Origin of the sequence: Shimia abyssi, from assembly GCF_003014475.1 — a bacterium.
Lineage (GTDB): Bacteria > Pseudomonadota > Alphaproteobacteria > Rhodobacterales > Rhodobacteraceae > Shimia > Shimia abyssi.
The window spans coordinates 51,750-71,429 of record NZ_PYGJ01000010.1 but is presented as its reverse complement, the minus strand read 5'-3'; the positions used below and the strand labels follow the sequence as shown (position 1 = coordinate 71,429).

The 19,680-nt window shown below is 57.6% G+C and carries 13 protein-coding genes, 1 tRNA gene and 1 riboswitch; of the genes, 10 read left to right on the top strand and 4 right to left on the bottom strand.

Going from position 1 to position 19,680, the window contains the following annotated elements:
• Positions 1-251: 251 nt before the first annotated feature.
• The 5 genes from CLV88_RS14815 (at position 252) to CLV88_RS14795 (ending at position 4,466) form a co-directional block, all read left to right on the top strand.
• Positions 252-995 (top strand): TVP38/TMEM64 family protein, encoded by a 744-nt coding sequence (locus CLV88_RS14815; protein ID WP_106609273.1) that lies wholly within the window; start codon positions 252-254, stop codon positions 993-995.
• Positions 995-2,413: a dihydrolipoyl dehydrogenase family protein gene (locus tag CLV88_RS14810; RefSeq protein WP_106609195.1), complete on the top strand. Its 1,419-nt coding sequence runs from the start codon at positions 995-997 to the stop codon at positions 2,411-2,413. Before CLV88_RS14815 ends, CLV88_RS14810 begins: the two co-directional genes overlap by 1 nt.
• Positions 2,414-2,433: 20 nt before the next feature.
• Positions 2,434-3,822: a sensor histidine kinase gene (locus CLV88_RS14805; RefSeq protein ID WP_106609194.1), complete on the top strand. Its 1,389-nt coding sequence runs from the start codon at positions 2,434-2,436 to the stop codon at positions 3,820-3,822.
• A 72-nt stretch (positions 3,823-3,894) separates the two neighbouring features.
• Positions 3,895-3,971: transfer RNA gene (locus tag CLV88_RS14800), tRNA-Arg, on the top strand.
• A gap of 171 nt (positions 3,972-4,142) precedes the next feature.
• Positions 4,143-4,466, top strand: coding sequence for a hypothetical protein (locus tag CLV88_RS14795; protein WP_165798910.1), 324 nt, complete (start codon positions 4,143-4,145; stop codon positions 4,464-4,466).
• A 130-nt stretch (positions 4,467-4,596) separates the two neighbouring features.
• Here CLV88_RS14795 and CLV88_RS14790 read toward each other — a convergent pair whose 3' ends face one another.
• Complete coding sequence (locus CLV88_RS14790; protein WP_106609192.1) at positions 4,597-5,568, bottom strand: alpha/beta hydrolase; 972 nt, start codon at positions 5,566-5,568, stop codon at positions 4,597-4,599.
• Positions 5,569-5,748: 180 nt separating this feature from the next.
• Positions 5,749-5,955, top strand: a riboswitch (cobalamin riboswitch).
• Positions 5,956-6,057: 102 nt separating this feature from the next.
• On the opposite strand from CLV88_RS14790, the gene CLV88_RS14785 reads away from it, so the two are divergent.
• The 4 genes from CLV88_RS14785 to CLV88_RS14770 are packed head-to-tail and all read left to right on the top strand — an operon-like array spanning position 6,058 to position 9,255.
• Entirely contained in the window at positions 6,058-6,465 is a 408-nt protein-coding gene (locus tag CLV88_RS14785; protein ID WP_106609272.1) for a DUF1636 family protein, read from the top strand.
• Positions 6,462-7,244, top strand: a complete 783-nt coding sequence (locus tag CLV88_RS14780; RefSeq protein WP_106609191.1) for an ABC transporter ATP-binding protein — start codon at positions 6,462-6,464, stop codon at positions 7,242-7,244. Before CLV88_RS14785 ends, CLV88_RS14780 begins: the two co-directional genes overlap by 4 nt.
• 11 nt (positions 7,245-7,255) lie before the next feature.
• A complete protein-coding gene (locus CLV88_RS14775; protein WP_106609190.1) occupies positions 7,256-8,191 on the top strand; it encodes an ABC transporter substrate-binding protein in 936 nt (311 codons plus the stop codon).
• Positions 8,192-8,241: 50 nt separating this feature from the next.
• Entirely contained in the window at positions 8,242-9,255 is a 1,014-nt protein-coding gene (locus tag CLV88_RS14770; protein WP_243403679.1) for a FecCD family ABC transporter permease, read from the top strand.
• Between the two features lie 5 nt (positions 9,256-9,260).
• On the opposite strand, the gene CLV88_RS14765 is transcribed toward CLV88_RS14770, so the two are convergent.
• The 3 genes from CLV88_RS14765 to CLV88_RS14755 form a co-directional block, all read right to left on the bottom strand.
• Positions 9,261-10,382, bottom strand: a complete 1,122-nt coding sequence (locus CLV88_RS14765) for an MHYT domain-containing protein (protein ID WP_106609189.1) — start codon at positions 10,380-10,382, stop codon at positions 9,261-9,263.
• 165 nt (positions 10,383-10,547) lie between these two features.
• Positions 10,548-14,813, bottom strand: a complete 4,266-nt coding sequence (locus CLV88_RS14760) for an alpha/beta fold hydrolase (protein WP_106609188.1) — start codon at positions 14,811-14,813, stop codon at positions 10,548-10,550.
• Positions 14,813-16,273, bottom strand: a complete 1,461-nt coding sequence (locus CLV88_RS14755; RefSeq protein ID WP_106609187.1) for a hypothetical protein — start codon at positions 16,271-16,273, stop codon at positions 14,813-14,815. The genes CLV88_RS14760 and CLV88_RS14755 overlap by 1 nt, the downstream gene beginning before the upstream one ends.
• A gap of 253 nt (positions 16,274-16,526) precedes the next feature.
• On the opposite strand from CLV88_RS14755, the gene CLV88_RS14750 reads away from it, so the two are divergent.
• A complete protein-coding gene (locus CLV88_RS14750; RefSeq protein WP_106609186.1) occupies positions 16,527-19,676 on the top strand; it encodes an ATP-binding protein in 3,150 nt (1,049 codons plus the stop codon).
• Positions 19,677-19,680: the final 4 nt, after the last annotated feature.

Here is a 19,680-nt window from a genome sequence, read left to right as displayed (position 1 = left end):
TCTGATCGGGAATCGCGGGCCCATGTGCTATTCGAAGCCCGGTCTTTAGGGGAAGGCCGGGTATAAGTCAAACCTCTGATCGGGGATTTGCAACAAAAATGCAATGGTTCGGCGACGGATTGTTTCAGTTCGCCGCGATCCAGCCGTTTGTATCACGAAACCGCGTGTTTGCGATCAAGCCACCGTGAGTTGGGTGTTGTTTTGCGCCCAAGTACCGCATTTTGGAAAACAAGACAAGTAATGGACAGATGATGGCTGACGTGACGAACAGAAACGAGAAGGATCAATCAGGTTGGACGCGCGCCGTCCCCCTTTTGGTGATCCTTGCGGTGGCGGGTGTCGGGTTTTTCACCTTGCGCGATGTGCTGACATTCGAGGCGCTGGGCGCGAACCGTGAAATGCTGATCGCGTATCGGGATCAGCATTACCTTGCTGCGGCGCTGATATTCATTGCCGTCTATGTTGTTATTGTGAGTTTCTCTTTGCCGGGGGCGACGGTGGCGACGCTGACCGGAGGGTTTCTGTTTGGCACTTTTCCGGGCGTGGTGTTCAACGTTGGCGCTGCAACCATTGGCGCGGTGGTGATATTCTTGGCCGCGCGTTGGGGACTGGGCGAGCGGCTGGCCGGCAAGATGGATGCATCTCAGGGCCGGGTGAAGGCGATCAAACAGGGCATTGACGAGAACCAGTGGTCGATGCTGTTTCTTATCCGGCTGGTGCCGCTGGTGCCATTTTTTGTGGCCAACCTTGTGCCTGCGTTGGTGGGGGTCAAGCTGTGGCGCTATGTGTTGACGACGTTCGTCGGGATCATTCCCGGCGGGCTGGTTTATACGTCGGTCGGCGCGGGGCTGGGCGAGGTGTTTGCCCGTGGCGAGACGCCCGATCTGGGCATTATCTTTGAGCCGCATATCCTATTGCCGATCCTTGGTCTGTGTGTGCTGGCCGCGTTGCCAATGATAATTAAGGCGCTGCGCGGCGGTCGGGAGGCCCTTTGATGGAAGACATCAAGACGGATCTGTTGGTCATTGGCGCCGGGTCGGGTGGCCTTTCGGTTGCGGCGGGTGCCGTACAGATGGGTGCCAGTGTTGTCCTGTTGGAAGGGCACGAAATGGGCGGCGATTGCCTCAACTGGGGATGTGTGCCGTCCAAGGCGCTGATTGCGAGCGGAAAGGCAGCCTATGGGCAGGCCCATGCGGCGGCCTATGGCGTCAAAGATGTGACGCCAGCGGTGGATTATGCGGCGGCCAAAGACCATGTGGCGGATGTGATTGCGCAGATTGAGCCAATGGACAGTCAGGAGCGGTTCGAGGGGCTGGGTGTGCAGGTGATCCGCGCGTTTGGCACGTTTGTTTCCGAACGCGTGGTGGAGGCCGGAGCGCATCGGATCACAGCCCGCCGGGTGGTGATTGCGACTGGCTCTAGCCCGCTGGTCCCGCCGATACCGGGGTTGGACAACGTGCCGTGGCTGACCAACGAGACCTTGTTTGACCTTAAGGAAAAGCCCGAGCATCTGTTGATTATCGGCGGTGGTCCGATTGGCATAGAGATGGCGCAGGCACATGTGAGGCTAGGCTGTCAGGTGACGGTGATCGAAGGGGCCAAGGCGCTGGGACGTGATGACCCGGAGATTGCGGCATTTGTGCTGGACCAGCTGCGCGACGAGGGTGTGGAGATCGCCGAAGACGCGCTGGCGGCAGAGATTACAGGTGGACGTGGTGACATAACAGTCGCCACAAAGGATGGGCGCAGCTTTAGCGGCACGCATCTGTTGATGGCGGTGGGACGAAAGGCAAATGTGGATCGGCTGAACCTTGAGGCGGCGGGCATTGCGCAGACGCGGACGGGTATCAAAGTGGACGATAGCTTGAAGACCACAAACAAACGCGTCTATGCGATTGGCGACGTGGCCGGGGGCGCACAGTTTACCCATGTGGCAGGCTATCATGCCGGAGTGATCATTCGCTCGGCGCTGTTTGGGTTGCCAGCCAAGGCACGCACGGATCACATTCCTTATGCGACCTATACCGATCCGGAACTGGCGCAGATCGGACCAACTGAGGCCGAGGCGCGCGAGATTTATGGCGACAAGCTGACGGTGGCCCGGTTTGAGATTACACATAATGACCGTCTGATTGCCGAGCGAAAAGCCAAGGGGCTGATCAAGGCGATGGTGGTCAAGGGGCGTCCGGTTGGGGTGTCAATTGCTGGGCCGCAGGCGGGCGAATTGATCAATCTGTGGGCACTGGTGATTGCAAATAGGCTAAAGATGGCTGCTGTGGCGGCAATGGTCTCGCCTTATCCGACGGTGGGTGAGGTGAATAAGCGTGTGGCGGGGGCCTATTTCTCGCCGCAACTATTTGATAACCCTAAGGTGAAAAAGGTGGTCGGACTGGTGCAGCGCTGGCTACCATAGGAACCAACAGGCACGTAATTATGCTCAACACGCTTTCGGGCCGATTTTTGATCCTGACTGTCATCTTCGTGATGCTGGCAGAGATTTTGATTTTTGTGCCTTCTGTCGCGCGCTATCGCGAAGATTACCTGTTGTCACGGCTGGAGAGGGCGCAGATTGCATCTCTGGCATTGCTGGCGGATGATATGATCGATGCGGAGCTGGAAACCGAACTGTTGGCGAACGCTGGCGTTTATAACGTGGTGCTGCGGCGTGATGAGATCCGGCAGCTGATGCTGAGCTCGCCCATACCGAAACCGATCTATGCCACCTTTGACATGCGTGAGGCCCCTGCGTTTGAGCTGATCCGCGATGCGATGATGCAGCTTTTTGACAATGAGGATCGGGTGATCCGGGTGATTGGCGCGCCGGTACGAGAGGCGGGGTTGTTGATCGAAGTGACGATGGACACGATGGATTTGCGCGCCTCGATGCTGGATTACGGCGTGCGTATTCTGATCCTGTCGGCGGTGATTTCGGTGGTGACAGCGTTCCTGTTGTTCTTGGCGGTGCGCGCCATTCTGGTGCGCCCAATCAAGGGTGTGGTGGGCTATATGCAGTCTTATGCGGCTGCGCCTGAGGATGGGCGGCGCATCATTCAGCCGACGTCAAGCGTGGTCGAGCTGCGTGAGGCGGAGGAAGCATTGCAGAGCCTTCAGACCGAGCTGACGGCATCGCTGCGGCAGAAGGAGAGGTTGGCACAGCTGGGTGGGGCGGTGGCCAAGGTGAGCCACGATCTACGCAATATCCTGACGTCGGCGCAGCTGTTCACGGACCGGATCGAGATGAGTGAAGACCCGCTGGTCACGCGGTTGGCGCCCAAGCTGGTGAATTCGATCACGCGGGCGGTGAACCTGTGCGAATCGACGCTGGCCTTTGGGAAGGCAGAAGAACCGCCCCCCTCGCTGACGCGTGTGCCGTTAGCTGATATCGTGTCGGATGTAATCGAGAGTGAGCGGCTTGCCGTGGGTGACTTTGATCTGAGCTTTGCTGAAAATATTCCGGCAGGATTGAATGTTCGGGCGGATCCTGAGCAGCTGTACCGGGTGATCTCGAACCTGGTGCGCAATGCGCGGCAGGCGATTGTGACAAGTGGCAAGCCGGGGGAAATTTCCGTTTCCTGTCAGGAAGATGACGACATGTGGTATATTCACGTGGATGACACCGGGCCGGGTTTGCCACCCAAAGCACAGGAACATCTTTTCACACCGTTCCAAGGAGGGATTCGCAAGGGTGGGTCCGGACTTGGACTGGCGATTTCGGCTGAATTGATCCGCGGGCATGGTGGCCGCGTGACGCTGGAACGCACCGGAGAGGGCGGAACGTGCTTTGAAATATGCCTTCCGAAAGGGGACGTGGCACAGGTTTGAACGCGGGGAAAAATTTTCTTGTTTTTTGCTCTTGCAAGCCCCGTGCGTTCAAACTAAACCCCACCTCAACGCGCTCTGGTAGCTCAGCTGGATAGAGTACCTGACTACGAATCAGGGGGTCGGGGGTTCGAATCCTCCCCAGAGCGCCAATTTCCCGGATGTGAAGAGACACGCCGTTCTGCCACCAGAAACGGACCAGGTTATTATTCCATTATCGCTTTTACCCATCGCTATTTACGGCTACGCCCAGCGTAGTGGCGGCTCCCGCCAAATTCATGGCCCCGTCTTTGACTTTGCCAGTCGCCTTGGACGTTGGCCGCATGCAGTTTATGTGGATTGGTGTCTTCGAAGCGGTTTGTGCGCTGGTGGTTGTAGCGCTTTTTCTGTCTTCCCGGCAGAAACCTTGTTTGCCGCTAATAGCTGCTTTTGGTGTGTTCGGGTTTCAAAGGCTTTGGCTTCTGCCGGTGCTGGACAATCGAACGCTGGCGATCATCGCGGGCCAATCTGTCGAAGAGAGCTTTTTGCATCTGTTCTATGTCGCGGCTGAATTTTTGAAGATCGGTTCTCTTTTCTGGGGCGGCGTTCGGATGATGCGGGGCATGTTTCGAGACACAGGGCCGAACGCAGCTTCGGTGCAGGTTTGAATTCCCAGCGAACTGAAAAAGAGAGAAGGATCAGACCTTGAGCGTGGTGTGCATTTATTATGTTTGCGAATTGGGGGATCAATTTCCCTTGCACCCAATATGGTAGTTCCGGTCATTGCGCCGGTGCAGTTTATTTCAAAATGATCGATCGTTGATGAGGGTCGTCTGGGAAGACCCGCCCGCTTTGGATACATTGGAAAATGTGATCAAAGACCAGACCGGGTTGGCCTGCGGCTTTGCCGTAGCGGAAATAGTTATGCCCCTTTGGTGTGTCGTAGGCGGTGTTTACGTCATCACAATCGACCTGAAACACGTTGCGCGGTGTATGGCCGATGTTTTCGGGGCCGGTGTGTCCAAGGCGGCGTGAAGCGATCTTGGATTTAAGGTTTGCGGCTTTGCTGGCGCGCAGGGCGAGATCGTCGGAGGCATAGTAAACCACGACATTGCGCGACGCGTGCGAGATCAGCTCGCCAGAATGGCCATGGTGCAGGGTTTCGTTGACGACATCCGCCGCGACCATAAAGGTGTTTCGAAACATCAGGGGCACGCCTGAGGCGAGGTCATATTTGTTCCAGTTGAACAGGGTTTGCCGCAACACACGGTTTCCCATTGAATGTGCGAGCATGTTGATGCGTTTTAGACAAGGCGCGACCTCGGGGTCATTAGCATCCGAGTTGCGCCAGTCTAGGAATTTTTCCAGAACGCGGGCAAAAGAGTAGCTGCTTTGGTCGGCGGATTTCTGATCGTCCCAGTAGTCTGAGACAATGCCCAGATCATTGTCGCAAGGCCAGATCAGCGGCACGACCAGCACCTCTTTGTCCTTTTTGGCATCGCACAAGGTTTGGAGATCTTGGGCCATCTCGAAAATGTAGTCGGGCAAATTGTTAAAGCCGTGCACAAAGATCATCACCTGGCGGTAGTCGCTGTCCTTGAGGCGTTGGAGGAAATCGAGGCTACCGATTTCGGTGTGATCGTCACCGTTCCCTTTTTCGCAAAAGAAAATGGAGTTGCTGGGGGCATTGTTTTTCAGGTCGAAATTAAATTTTCGCCCGCGACGGGTGCGAATGCTTTGGGTAGGGAAACGATTTGTTACGAACAGCATGGTGTGCTCCGGGTGAAATTGGGATGGTTGAATACAAGGCGGTCAGGATGAGTTCGACCTTAGCAGGTTATTGACCTTGCGTCATTCTCGCATGGGTTGCGGGCGCTCGATCGGCGGGGCTATGCCGGAAGGAATGGTGCGAAGCGCCATTTTCGAGATTGACCGGCATCAGATTTCGCTGATACCCGTAGCTGTGATGGTGCTCAGAGTCGCAAGGCTTTGACACAGGGAATACGGTGCGGCCCATTGGGCCAAGTCCGTGACTGCCCCCGCAACTGTAGGCGGCGAGCGACCCCGATGACACCACTGGCCCAAGACGTGGGCTGGGAAGGATCGGATGAGTTTTGACCCGCGAGTCAGGAGACCTGCCATCGCAAATGAAACTCGAACCGGGCGGGGTGTCCCGATAGGAGGCCATTGTGGTTGAATTGGCTTATGCCGTTGACATAAATGGTTTTTGTAACGCCCCGCGACAGCGCGGAGGGCGATATGGACCGGACCAAAACACACAAGATTACGATCTGCACATCCTGCAAACACAAGGGCGAAACCTGTAAGCCGGGGTATGAGCTGATTGATCGGCTGCGACAGGCGATTGAGGCGGCGCGCGATACCATCCCCGAGGATTTCGAGATCTCGGGGGTTGCCTGTATGGCGGGGTGTGATCGCCCGTGTACGGTGGCCTATCACGGTTCGCGTAAGGCGACATATCTGTTTGGCGATGTTGATGCAGAGGCGGATATCGACGATCTGGTGACATTCGCGCGGGACTACGCCTATCTGCATGACGGGTGGAGCACATCCGTGGACCGACCCGGCAAATTGAAGAAATCTACGCTGGCACGCGTACCGGCCAGCATCATTGCGGTGGAAAAATCGCAGGAGCCGGTGCAATGAGCGCGGCAGAGTTACAGGTTAAAGACGTCAGTTGGCAAGCCGGGACAGATGGTCAGCCGATCCTGCATCCGGTGAGTTTTCATCTCAAAGCGGGGCGCATTCTGGGCATTGTCGGGCCGAATGGCGCGGGTAAGTCGACGCTGTTGCGAACGCTTTATCGCTATCACAAGCCAAGCGGCGGGAGGGTGCTGATTGATGGTCAGGACATCTGGCAGATGGCCCCGCGCGAGGCGGCGCGTACTGTGGCGGCGGTGTTGCAGGAGCAGAGCAACGATTTTGCGCTGACGGTGCGCGACGTGGTGACGCTGGGTCGGTTGCCGCATCGGCTGGGGTTTTCCACGCCGGGGCGCCGGTGTGGCGAGATTGTCGAGGACGTTCTGGAGCGCACGGACCTGACGCGACTGGCGGACCGGAGCATTGGCACGCTGTCGGGAGGCGAGCGGCAACGGGCAATGGTGGCCCGTGCAGTTGCACAGGCCCCGCGTGTTATTGTGCTGGACGAGCCAACCAATCATCTGGACATCCACCATCAGCTGGAGCTGTTGGAGCTGGTGCGGCAACTGGGCATGACCGTGGTTGTGTCGCTGCATGACCTGAACGTTGCGTCGTCGTTCTGTGATGACATTTTGGTTCTGCAGAATGGCCATTGTCGTGCCTTTGGACCGCCTGAAGAGGTTCTGACAGAGCCGCTGGTGTCGGGCGCATTTCATGTGATGGCGCAGTTGGAAACGCTGAGCCGCAGTCAATCACGCCATTTTTCATTTCAACGAAACTCTTGAGAGGACCCAAGATGAAACAACTCGCAATTGCTGCGGGGCTGAGCCTGTGCGCGAGCGCGCTGGCGGCTGAAACCACGGTGCAAAGCTGTGACCGGGACGTGACCTTTGACAAGGTGCCAAGCGCGGCGATTTCCAATGACGTCAACCTGACAGAGATGATGCTTGTTCTGGGGTTGGCGGATCATATGGTTGGCTATACCGGCATTTCGGGCTGGAAAACGCTGGATGAAGATATGCGGGCCGGTGTTGAGGCGCTTCCTGAGTTGTCGTCCAAATACCCCAGCAAAGAAGTGTTGATCGGGGCCGATGCGGATTTCTTTTTCGCGGGCTGGAATTACGGCATGAAGGTGGGTGGCGAAGTGACGCCCCAGACGTTGGCGCCGTTTGGGATTGACGTTTACGAGCTGACCGAGAGCTGTATCCACATTGGTCAAAAGGCCAAGGTCGGTATGGACGACATGTATAATGACCTGCTGAATCTGGGTCGGATATTTGATGTTGAGGACAAGGCGCAGGCGCTGGTGGACGGGTATAAGGCCGAGTTGGCGGCTTTTACGGCTGAGCTGGACGCGGGTGACACGCCGCTGCGGGTGTTTGTCTATGACAGCGGTGAAAGCACGCCGTTTACAGCGGGGCGTTACGCCATGCCAACCGCGCTGATTGAGGCGGCCGGGGGGCAGAATATTCTGGATGACTTTGAAAAAAGCTGGGCCACGATCACGTGGGAAAAAGTGGTCGAGCGCAATCCCGAGGTGATCGTGATCGTGAATTACGGCAATGTCACCGCTGAGGAAAAGCGGGCGTTCATGATGTCGAGCCCAGCTTTTGCCGATATTGATGCCGTCAAGAACGACCGGTTCGTGACGCTGGAATATGTTGAGGCCACACCGGGGCCACGCAATATTGCGGCGATCAAAACGCTAGCCGAGAGCTTTTGGGCTCAGTAGTGCCGCTGAACGCCGCAAACAGCGCGGGCGCACCCCGCCCGCGACATGCGATACGCTATACCTTGGTGGGTGTGGCGCTGTTGGCGGCGTCGGTGACAATGGCCGTCTGCGTTGGGGCGGTTTCTGTCCCGGCGGGGACGGTGTGGGGCATTGTGCTGGACAAGATTGCGCCGGGTTCAGTCGAGGTGACGTGGTCGCGGGGCAAGTCGGCCATCGTGTGGGATATCCGTTTTCCCCGCGCGATATTGGCGGTGATCGTCGGGGCCGGGTTGGCCGCCGTGGGGGCCACGTTGCAGGCGGTGACGCGCAATCCGCTTGCCGATCCGCATTTGCTGGGGATTTCGTCGGGCGGGGCTTTTGGTGCCATTTTGGCGTTGCTGCATACCGGGTTGTTTCTTGGGCTGCTCACGGTGCCGTTGTTTGCCTTTGGCGGGGCGCTGATGGCGACGCTGTTGGTGCTGGGCATGTCTAACTTTGCCTCGGCCACCAGCGCGGATCGGTTGGTGCTGACAGGGGTTGCGATTTCGTTTGTGATCATGGCCGGAGCCAACATGTTGATATTTATGGGGGATCCGCGGGCCATCCATACGGTTGTATTCTGGATGCTGGGCGGGTTGGGATTGGCGCAGTGGTCCCATCTGATGTACCCGCTGGTTGTGCTGGTGCCGTGCCTTGGCTGGTTTTACCTGCGGGCGGGTGACCTGAATGCAATGACAATTGGTGATGAAACCGCGACGACGCTTGGGCTGAGGGTTGCGCGGTTTCGGTTGTCGGTTTTTGTGATTGGTGCGTTGATCACCGGGGTGATGGTGGCGTTTTCGGGCATGATCGGGTTTGTCGGGCTGATGGTGCCGCATATTGCGCGGCTGATCACCGGGGGGGATTATCGCCGCGTGGTGCCGATGTCGGCCTTTCTGGGCGGGCTGTTTGTGCTGTGGGCCGATATTGTGGCGCGCACGGTGATGGCGCCAGAGGATATGCCGATTGGCATTGTAACCGGGTTTGTTGGCGGGTGCTTTTTTGTTTGGCTCTTGCGGCGCAAATCGGGGCAGGGTGGCGCGTGAGCAGGTCAGACACCCAGCAGGTCGCGCACCTCGTTTAAGCGTGAGCGCGCGACGGGTACTTTGGGCAAAGAGCCAACCCCATCAAAGAAGCAAACGCCGCTATCCTTGGCGCGGCGGAATTCGGTGACATAGGCCGGGTTGATCAGATAGCTGCGATGCGCACGAATGAAATGGGACGTGCCAAGGCGGGTTTCGGCCTCGGAAATGGACCAGGGGCAAAAGAGTTTTTCGTCACCCGCATAGAGTACGGTATAGTGGCCTTCCGCACGTATGGCGGCGATTGCGGTGCGTTCGAGAAACTGGGTGCGGCCCTCTTTTTCGAAGGGCACCGGGGTGATGTCGGGGGCGGCAACAGGTTCGGGGGCCGGTTCAGGGGCTGGTTCGGGTTGCACGGCGGGAGATGGCACCGCATTTTGGGCCGTAGGTTCGAGGAACGACACGCCGTTCAGCAAAAAAACACCGCAGATTACAAAGGCCGTCACGGTGACACCCATGGCGAGAACTTCGTTGGAAAGGGCGGGCCCACCGCCGCCGGTGGTGTCCAGCGCAATAAAGCTTGTGCCGGACATCGCCACAAAATGCACCGCAAAGACCGAGAGCCCGAAACAGACGGTGCCGAGGAGAATATTGCCCTTGGTGCGGGCCCCGTACGCGACCCAGATGGCCAGCACAGACAGGCCCATGGCCGAGGCTAGTGCGATAATGATGCCGCTGGGGGCGAATACCGGTTTGCACAGCTCCATGCCCAACATGCCGATATAGTGCATGGCCACGATGCCAAAACCGACAACCGCGCCCGCCAATGTGAGCGTCAGGGGGGTGCGGGTTCGAAAATGCAGGATCAGAAGCGCAAAACCAACCATCAGGATCGCGGTTAGGGCCGAGATCAGGGTCATCAGCCCGTCGTAATAGAACAAGATCGGCAATTGCAGGCCAAGCATGGCCACAAAATGCATCGACCAGATGCCACCGCCCAGAATGACGGCAGAAATCACCACAATCAGTTTACGCTGTGTTCCAGCAAGTGCCGAAGCGCCACGGGTGAGTGACAGGCCGCTGAAACCTGCCATCATGGCAATGGCCAGCGACGCCGCAACCAATAGCGCGTTGTGCGAATAATCCAGCATTCTCAGGCGTTTTCCTCGGCTCCCGGCGATAGGTTAGCAAAGCAATAGCAATGTGCAAACAGTCTGTTTGCGCATAGAGGCATGTAGTGCAGGGTAGGGAGTTGCTTGGGGCGCCGCTCGTCAAGCCCGTGCGGGCTTTCCTCGCGAGGGCGGCGCGCCCGGTGGTCAGGGGGTCGGGTTTTTGAGGCGTTCGATGATCATTGGGAAGATATCGCGGTTGGCGTTGCGGCCAATGAAGCAATCCATGTGGCCATATTCCGTGAAAACATGCCGATGATAGAGATGCGCCTTGTCCGGGTTGGCCTCGCGCAGCCATTCAAGCGTGCGCAGTGACGTGTCGGGCAGGAACTCTTCGTTCAGGGCACCGGCGATGAAGGTGATCGGCATATCAAGGTTCTGGTGGTTTGGGAGGTAGATATTAGACCCATCAGCCGCCACGGATTGTCCTTCGCGCATCATCAGGGCGATTTGCAGGAACGGTTTGGTCGAGATGCGTCCGAAGATATCCTTGACCGCGTTATGGGTGGCCTCGTTCAGCTGGCTGTGCAGATAAATCGGGCCGTAGATGCCATAGATACGATGGCATGTGGGGCTGTAGCACGGGTCTTCGTTGGGGAAAGGCACCTTCCACATCATCAGGTCAATTGCCTGATCCTGTTTTTGCAGACCCGGATTGGCCGGGTCGGGTGGGAAAGCGGCTGAGGAATTGGCGTCGATGGTTTCGAGGCCAAAGAAAAGGTCCGCCATGGCCGGATCGGGCACAACCTGTGAGACGAGGCCGTGCAGGCTGTCTGGTACGCCGTTTCGGATCAGGCTGGTCACGCGGGTGTCGGCCTTCATTTGGTTGAACCAGTTTGTGACCGGGTGCGTGGTGAGCTGAGACGAGACGATCGAGCGGATTTTGGATTTGTCGACCGCGCCGCAGAGGATGGACATCAGGCAAGTCATGGACCCCATGCAATGGGCGACGATTTGCACGTCGTCGGCCCCGGTCGCCTGAAGCACGTGATCGACGGCGGCGGGCCAGTCTTCGTGTGCGACGTCGTCGATGGTGAAAGGTTCCATCGAGGTTTTGCCCAAGGCAGGGCTGCCGCGATATTCGAACATCCAGACGTCAAAACCAGCGTCGCAGAGCATTTCAACAAAGTTGGTCTCGACTGTGCGCAAGGCAAATGAGCTGGCCTTGGTGGCAAAACCGGGGGCGAGGATCACGGGCCCGGCGGTGCCGCCCTTGGCGCGCAGCAGTTCAAGAGGCACGCCGGTTTTGGTGGTGATCGCCACCTTTTGCACCGTGATGTCAGAGCCCTTGCGCAAAAGCTCTCCGTCGACGGGCAATGTGTTGCCGGGATCGGGATCTGTGGCGGGGAAATTTTTCATGTAGGCGAGGAAACCGCCATAGGTGCGGAAAATCAGCATGGCAAAGAGCACACCGACCTGTTTGCCAAAGACCATGGAGATGGCCATTTCGACCTTGGACGCGGCCTCTGGGTCGAGCTTGGCAAGGATCGCCTGAAGGATGCGGCGCATGAGTTGTTTGCGGGTCTTGGGTGCGACCAAATCCTTGTGCAAATTGCCGCGCGAGACGATGTCCATAAACAGGCGGTAGATCAGATCGGCCGGCACGTCGGTGTTGAGTTTCGACGTGATTGTCTGCGCCTGAGCAGCAAGCTGTTGCATGCCAAGGCGGATCACACCTTGGGCGATGTGATTGCCGGTGTCGTCCTCGCCCTCGTAAAGGTCCACAAAGAGCGTGGTGAGGTCAGTCCACCAATCGGAACCGGCACGGCGTTTGAGGGTTTTGACACCTTTGAAATAATGCACAGTGCCGTCGGGATCGTCCTTGGACACCAGTTGGCCGACATAGACCATCAGCCATTCTTCGACATGCGAAGCATCCTGTTTCAAGAGCTCAAACGTACCGGTGCCGGGTTTGATAGTGCCTTTGCCACCGGGCAAGAGCGGGCAGAGTACCTCGCCCGAGAGGTCGGCGGGATGGGTTTTGTCTTTGAGCACGGCCTCGATCGAGGGGGCGTAGATGTGGAAATTGCCGGTCATCTCGCCGTCGTCGCGGGTGGCGCCAAGTGCTGCGGATACGGCGTAGGGGTCAGAGATTGCCCCGGTTGCCGCTGGTGTGGGGCGGGCGACGTGGCCTGACATGGTTTCGTCAAAGCTGGCTTCGGGAGAGAAATCGCCAACGTCATCGGCGAGGTATTCAATGACCCCTTCGAGGCGCGTGGTCCATGGAACAGTGTCGGCGTTTTCCGACATTTCGTCGCTGACCTTGTCGAGCACATGCAGGATGTCGTCGATGGCCGGGCCGAGATCATCGCGCATTTCGCCATCGGTCAGCCCCCAGTAGACGCGAGTCTTGGCGTATTTTTTCTTGATCCAGCTATCAGGGCCGTATTTGTCGATCAGGTCGTCCAGCAACTCGCGCGCCGCCTTGGTGGCGGCGGAGAGATCGGTTTCGCGTAGTTTTTGGATATGGCTGAGTTTTGCGCGTACATCATCGAGACCATGAATGACCTTGGTTATGATTTCAGGCTGGCCAGATTTGGCGTCAGTTTTAGGCAAGGCGTGGTCGATGGGATCGTCCATTTTGCGCATCATGGGTTGATGGGCGGGCTGTGCTTCGGTGTTTTTCCAGCCGTTTTTCTCGATCAGCATCGACATCGCGCGTTCGGACACGGCGGTAATGGTCAAGAGAGGGTTCAGGCCAAGCGAGGTGGGCATGACCGAGCCGTCACAGACCAGAAGCCCCTTGTGGGTGTCGGTGCCCGTGCCGGTGAACAACTCGCAGTGATCATTGACCACACCGGTTTCGCCGCTGTCACCCATGCGGCACCCGCCAACCGGGTGTACGGTGACGAGTTTTTCGCCAAACGGTGTGAGCGAGATCGGGTTTTCGAGGTAGTTGGCCCAAATACCATCACAGGCGTCGCGGATCATGTCGTTATCGTGCAGATATGTTTTGGACGCGCCGACGCCGGGCCATGAGACGATGGCCATGTCGAGGTCTTGATCATACTGGATTTCGCCATCTGCGGCGTCGTGCGACATCAACAGGAAAGTCTGTGTGCGGCTGATCGGGCCGTCATAGGCCATGCCGGTAATGTCACCTCCGGTTTCAAAGGCGTTTCCGATGGCCTTGATGTCCATCAGGCGCATTTGGGCGTCGGGGAAGCGGAACAGATCACCATGAAGGGCCTCTTCCATGAAAAAGGCCGCGCCGTAGACCATGGCGAGCGCGCCGGGGGCGACACCCTCTTCGATGACAAGGCCCTTTTCGCCGGGTTTACCCGGTTCCATGTCGACCTTGATCACACCGGTGATGCAGGGGCCGGGCATGTATTGCGGCGTGTCCCATGTGGGGATGTTCGCGCCGGCACCAATGCCGTAGACCGGCGCGCGGTCTTTCTCGGTTTTGGCGTGCTTCCAGTTGGCATCAAAACCAAAGGCCAGCACGTCGCCATTGCCGGAAAAGCCAGCGCCGAGATTTTTGGTGCTGAGCGGCAGGCCCGCCTTGGACGAGCGCATGAGGATTTCGGTGCTGCCCAAAGTACCCGCGCCCAACACGACGGTGTCGGCAGATAGGTGAATGGTCTTTGGGTTCTTGAGATCGGTGATGTCCTCGATAGTAACCTCCCAGCCGTCACCCTTTTGCAGCACGGTTTGCACGCGGGCTTCGCAGACGATGGTGGCGCCGTGTTTGTGGGCATCGGGAAGGTAGTTCATCAGGGTTGTGTTCTTGGCGCCGTAGTTGCAACCCGAGCAGCAATCGCCGCACATGTTGCAGGCGGCCTGCATCACCCCGGCGGCATTTGGGCCGTCGGTGAAGGTGACATTGATCGGTGGGCGCTCGAACTTTGCATCCATGTAATTGGCTGACGTTTCAAGCGCTTGCAGCTTGTGCGGGTTGTATTGCGGCGGCAATGGGTTGGAGCCGAGCATGTCGCGCGCCATGTCGTAGAATGGATCAAGTGCGCCGTCTTGGCGGAAGAAGTCGGGCCAGCGTTTATCCTTGAACGTGCGCGGGTCGGTTTCCAACGCGACGTTGGCGTTGATCAGGGATGTGCCGCCAAGCCCGCAGCCGACAATCACATTGATATCGTCGTTCATGCGCATGTCCATCATGCCGTTTTTGTCCGGTGTCAGCCGACCGACTTGAGAGGCGGTCAGCTGGGTTTCGGCAAGGGCGGACGTGATGGAATTCGGGTAGTCACCGGGTAGGATTTCGCGGCCTCGTTCGAGCACACAGACCTTTAGACCAGCGCGCGAGAGGCGAGAGGCCGCGACGCCGCCGCCGTAACCGCTGCCAACGACAATGGCGTCGAATGTTGTCTCGGTCAGAGCGGAGGGCGTGATCGAAATCGGGTCCATGTGGAAGGATGTGGTGAGGTTTGCGGTGAGGTTCTTTTCGGGTTTGGTCATCACACCAGCCCTCCCAATTTGTTGGCGCGGCTGTCGGATTCTTCGGTCATTCGAAGGATCATGGTTTGGCGCAGTTCCAAATCCCCTGCGACAGCGTTGGAAAAGGCGGTCCAGAGATCCGCGTTCTGGTCGACGGCGTGTTGCAGGCGCTGAACCAGCGGGTTGTTTCCGTCGCGGTCAATATCGGCAGTGGTGACACGCACGCTGGTGGGTTGGCCGTTGACCGGCATTCCGTAGAGGCGCAGGGCGGCGGTGTTGAGATCATCGTCGATAAACACCGCCGAGCCGCCCTCGACTGTTGAGAGCAGCGCTGTGTCCAGCACCCAGCCGCCGGTGTTATAAAGGCCGACAGGGCCGGAAAATCCGTCCGTGATGATCTGGTCTTCGAAGGGCTTGTGGGTGTGGCCAAAGATGAACGTGGTGCGGTCGGGCAGAGTTGCACCGAGTTCCTTGTGCATTTGCGGCAAGACCGCTTTGGAGAGATAGGATTTCAGCGTATCGACCGACCCGGCAGAGAGGGGCGCGGTGTAGGCGTAGCGTTCCAGTTGGCTGAAATTACCAACGAGGCTTTCGACGATCCCACGGGCGGCAATCGCGAGGCCCTCTTCGATCATTTTTGTCGGGGGGAGGTCAAATTTTGTGGCCACGATGTGGGCCAGATGGTCCGCGATACGTTGTTGAAATTTGGCGGTTTCTGCGCCTGTGAGCAGGCTGTGATAGGCCTCGGTGACGTCCTTGCCCAGAAGACCACCAGAGCCGATGGTGGACCAGCCAAAATCGATCCAGTTGCCATTTAGCGCCTCAAGCGTTTCCACGTCCTCACCGATGTCGGTACGTCCGCTCATCACGGAGGCGACAAGATTCATGGCGCGATAAGTGCTTTCGGTGAAGTGGCCGTGATGCAGCACAATGGCGCGGTCGCCAGCCGCATTGGTGAGGCCCATATTAGGGTAATAGGTGGGCACCTTGAGGTCGAGGCCAAGCGTGGATGCGAGATGTTCGAGTATGCGTGAGGCGGGGCATTCGTTGGTCGGCTGGAACGCGGCCGTGACGTGACGAAAGCCCGGTACAACGCCATCTTCGGCACGTCCATCATACCGTTCGGCTGTCCAGAGCGCGTGATCATGATTGCCCGGCAGGAACAGCATTTTCTGCGATAGAGCGCCGGGTGTAGCGTAGAGCGATTTGAGAACCGTCCCGAGAACATGGCTGGCGCGATCGGGTGGCGAAAAGGACATATCGAACGAATCGCCCATCATGATCAGATCAGGCGGAGCGTCTTTTCCGTTAAGGGATTTGAGGGTTGCGCCAAGGGCTGCGCCCAGTGTCTCGGTCGTCGGGCTGACAGTATCGGGATCAAACGCACAGTTTTTGTCTAAGGCCGTGAAGACGCTGGATAATGCGCCGGAGTGAAAATCGGAAAGGCAAACGTATTTCAGGGTGTTATGAGTCTGTTCCAATGGCTTACCTTTCAAAAGGTGATGTCGCTATAGAAGAATGTCACGGGGTAAATGTTCCCGTCATGGTAGCGCAGGGTGGAATTTTGACCTAATATTTTTCGATTTTTCGGTCCGTTGGACGCGAAATTGACAAATGATTTGCGCCTTTTGGTAAACGCACTATCCTCGATTAACGTAAGGGAAGTTGGTGTTGCACGGTTGTGAAACGATGCGTAGCCAATGCGCCGAGCGCCTATGAAATGGGTGACTAAAAATGACAAACTTGACCCAGCAAGAAGAGATTTCCGGCCAGAGACGTTGGGCGGCGATCCTGTTTGCGGATGTGGTTGGGTCGACGGAATTGTCTGAAACGCTGGGTGCTGACAATTTTTACGGGTTGATGCGTGACCTGATGCGCGGGGCGTGGTCAATCGTTGAGAAACGCCACGGGCACACCGTGGAATTCGGCGGCGACAGCCTGTTGGCGATCTTTGGCGCGCCGGTCGCGGTTGAGAATGCGTCGTTGAATGCCTGTGAAACGGCCCTGGAGATCCAGAGTTTTCTGAGCGAGAACGCGGAGCAGTTTGAAAAGCTTTATGGTCACGCGCCGCAGATGCGGATTGGGCTGGGCGGCGGTGTTGTCACTGTTGGGGATTTGTCGATCAGTTCCAAGATGAGCCTGAACGTGCTGGGCAGTGCGGTAAACCGGGCCTCGCGGTTAGAGGGTATGGCGCAGGCGGGCGAAGTGCTAATTTCGACGCGCATCCGCGATCAGGTGGAAAATCATGTTGAGTTAGAAGCGCTTGGCGACAAGACCCTCAAGGGATTTTCTGAGCCAGAGCCGGTTTTCCGATTGAAATCGGTATTGCAGGAACGCAGCGCGTTCCAGATGCGATTACGGCGCGGGGCAAAGGATTTTGCGGGGCGCGATGCGGAACTGGACATCCTGACAAAGTGGGCCGGGCAGGATCAGAGCGAAGCACCCGTTATCGAGATTGTCGGACAGGCCGGGATTGGAAAATCCCGGCTGTTTTACGAGCTGGGCAGCCGTTTGGGGCAAAAGATCCGGCTGTTGAAGGGGAATTGCGAGATTGGGCGGCGCAGCGCGTCGTTCTATCCATTGGTTGGGTTGCTGCGTTCCTATTTGAACTGGGCACCGGACCAGCCAGTTTCTGTGTTGACGGCGCAAATGGCCAGTGCCTTTGGGCCACAGGTTGTTGAGGCACATGCCTTTGTCGATTTGTTGGCCGGGACGGCGGGGGGCAGTGCCAGAGCGGAGCGCGAGAATGCGATTGAAATACGTGCCGAGCTGACGCGTGCGTTGCGGGTACTGTCGCGTCAGTCGGATATTGCGATCCTGATTGAAGATGCACACTGGATGGATTCGACAAGTGCTGATCTGTTGTCGGAAATGGTTGCCAGCGGCGATTTGCGGATCGCAGTGACCCGCCGCCCTGATAAACGCATGGAAGGTATTCTTTCCGGAACAGTTCGGCATTTACAGTTAAGCCCGCTGAGCACCGAAGGATTAGCGAGCATCATACGGTCGGTTCTGGGCGCCGCTGAAATCCCCGATAACCTGTTAAAATTCGTGACACAGACCAGCGACGGTCTGCCATTGTTTGCCGAGGAAGTGGTGCAATTCCTGAAGCAGGACGGGCAAATCCAGATTGAGAACGGCAAAGTCACGTTTGAAGCCAAGGATGGAACGCTGCGCGAGGCGGGCAATTTGCAGCATATCATTCTGAGCGGGTTTGACGGGCTGTCATCAGACGCGCAAAGCTGTCTTAAATTTGCGGCGACCAAGGGGCGGCGTTTCAGCGTTGGTTTTCTGGAAAAATGTACCGGAGACAATGACGCCGTGCTGGCGGCCGTTGATGAGGTCACAAACCTCGGGATTGCAGAGATTGATCCGCGGGGCGGGCGTAGGGCCTTGCGGTTTTCGCACGCGCTGGTTGGGGAAACGATCTACGAGTCGATCCTGAAAGCCGAGCGGACGCGGTTGCATTTGCAGGTTGGTGCGGCGTTGGAAACGGTGGATGGGTCGACTGCGGCGGAGTTGGCATTTCATTTCTCCAATGGAGAAGACCCCGATAAAGCGGTGCAATATTTTTGGCAGGCTGCGTCGGAATCGATGTCGGTTTACGCGGTTGATATTGCCGATGTCCAACTGGAACGCGCCTTTGAATTGATCGAGGCCGACCCAGACATTGTCGGGGATCGCGACTATGGCGAGATGCTATTGCTGCATTGCCGGGCATTGGACATCTTTGGGAATTTCCGCCGTGTGAACGAAGTGGTGGAACAACGTGGTGGGCGGTTGGAGGCGATTGGGCCGTCGCGAAATTACGTGATTTGCCTGACATTGCAGGCGTTGTCGCGATGCCATGGCGGGAACTATCCGCTGGCGTTGGACCTGATCGAACAAGCGACGCGCGATAGTGAAGCCATCGGCGACGAGGCGTCGAAAGCCTGGGTCAAAGCCGCCAAACTGAGGATCTATGGTGATACCGAAGCGGCCACGATTGACGAGCTTTACGCGATTTACAAGGAGGTTCGCCCGGTCGCGGAACGGTTGCAGGACGGGCATATGATACAGGCGTGTATCTACAACATGCAGGCGTGTTTCCGTGGCAACGGTCAGACACGCAAAGCCGAAAAGTTGATCGATGAACTGGAGGCCTATGGGCTTGAAAACCGGGATTCGCGCGCCATGGCCTATGCGAATTGGGCCAAGGCGGTGCATTGTTTTACCAAGCGCGATCCGGTGAAGCTGCGCGAAGCGACGCAAACGGTGTTTGAACATGCCGTCCCCGGAACGGCGGATTGGCGTGTTGCAGGGTTATTTGATGTTGCCATCGGTCTGTTGGAAGAGGGCGAATTTCCGGACCCTGAGGCGTTTACGCCGATTATGCAAACATCGCGCGATATCGAGGATTTTACGCTGCACCATACCACGTGGATTGGGCGCATGATGGCGTGTTTCAAGTCTGGAAAGATCGCGCGGGGCCGGCAAGAGATGCGCGACATGACCGAGGATGTGCGCGTTTTGGGAACCAATGAATTGCAGCGTATCATGTTGCTTTATCAGGCTGAAATCCTGTTGGCGCTGATGGGGTTGAGGCGGTCGACGGGACCAAAGCCGAAATTGGGGGCAAAGGATTTGCTGGCATTTGCGCAGATGCGTTTATCTGCGCGCGGGCGAGCCAAGGCGCTGTTTGAGAAATACCTGAAGGATACAAATGCCAGAACCGGCCCGCTGGTCGCGCGGGCACATCACGGTTTGGGGCTATTGGCCAAGTCTGGTCGCCGTGCAGAGGTGGCGCGTGACCATTTGGAATTGGCGCGAGAGTTCTTTGACGCGGACGGATATGACCTTGCCGCGCAAGAGGTGCGCCAGTCGTTGGATGAACTGGGGGCGTAAGCGC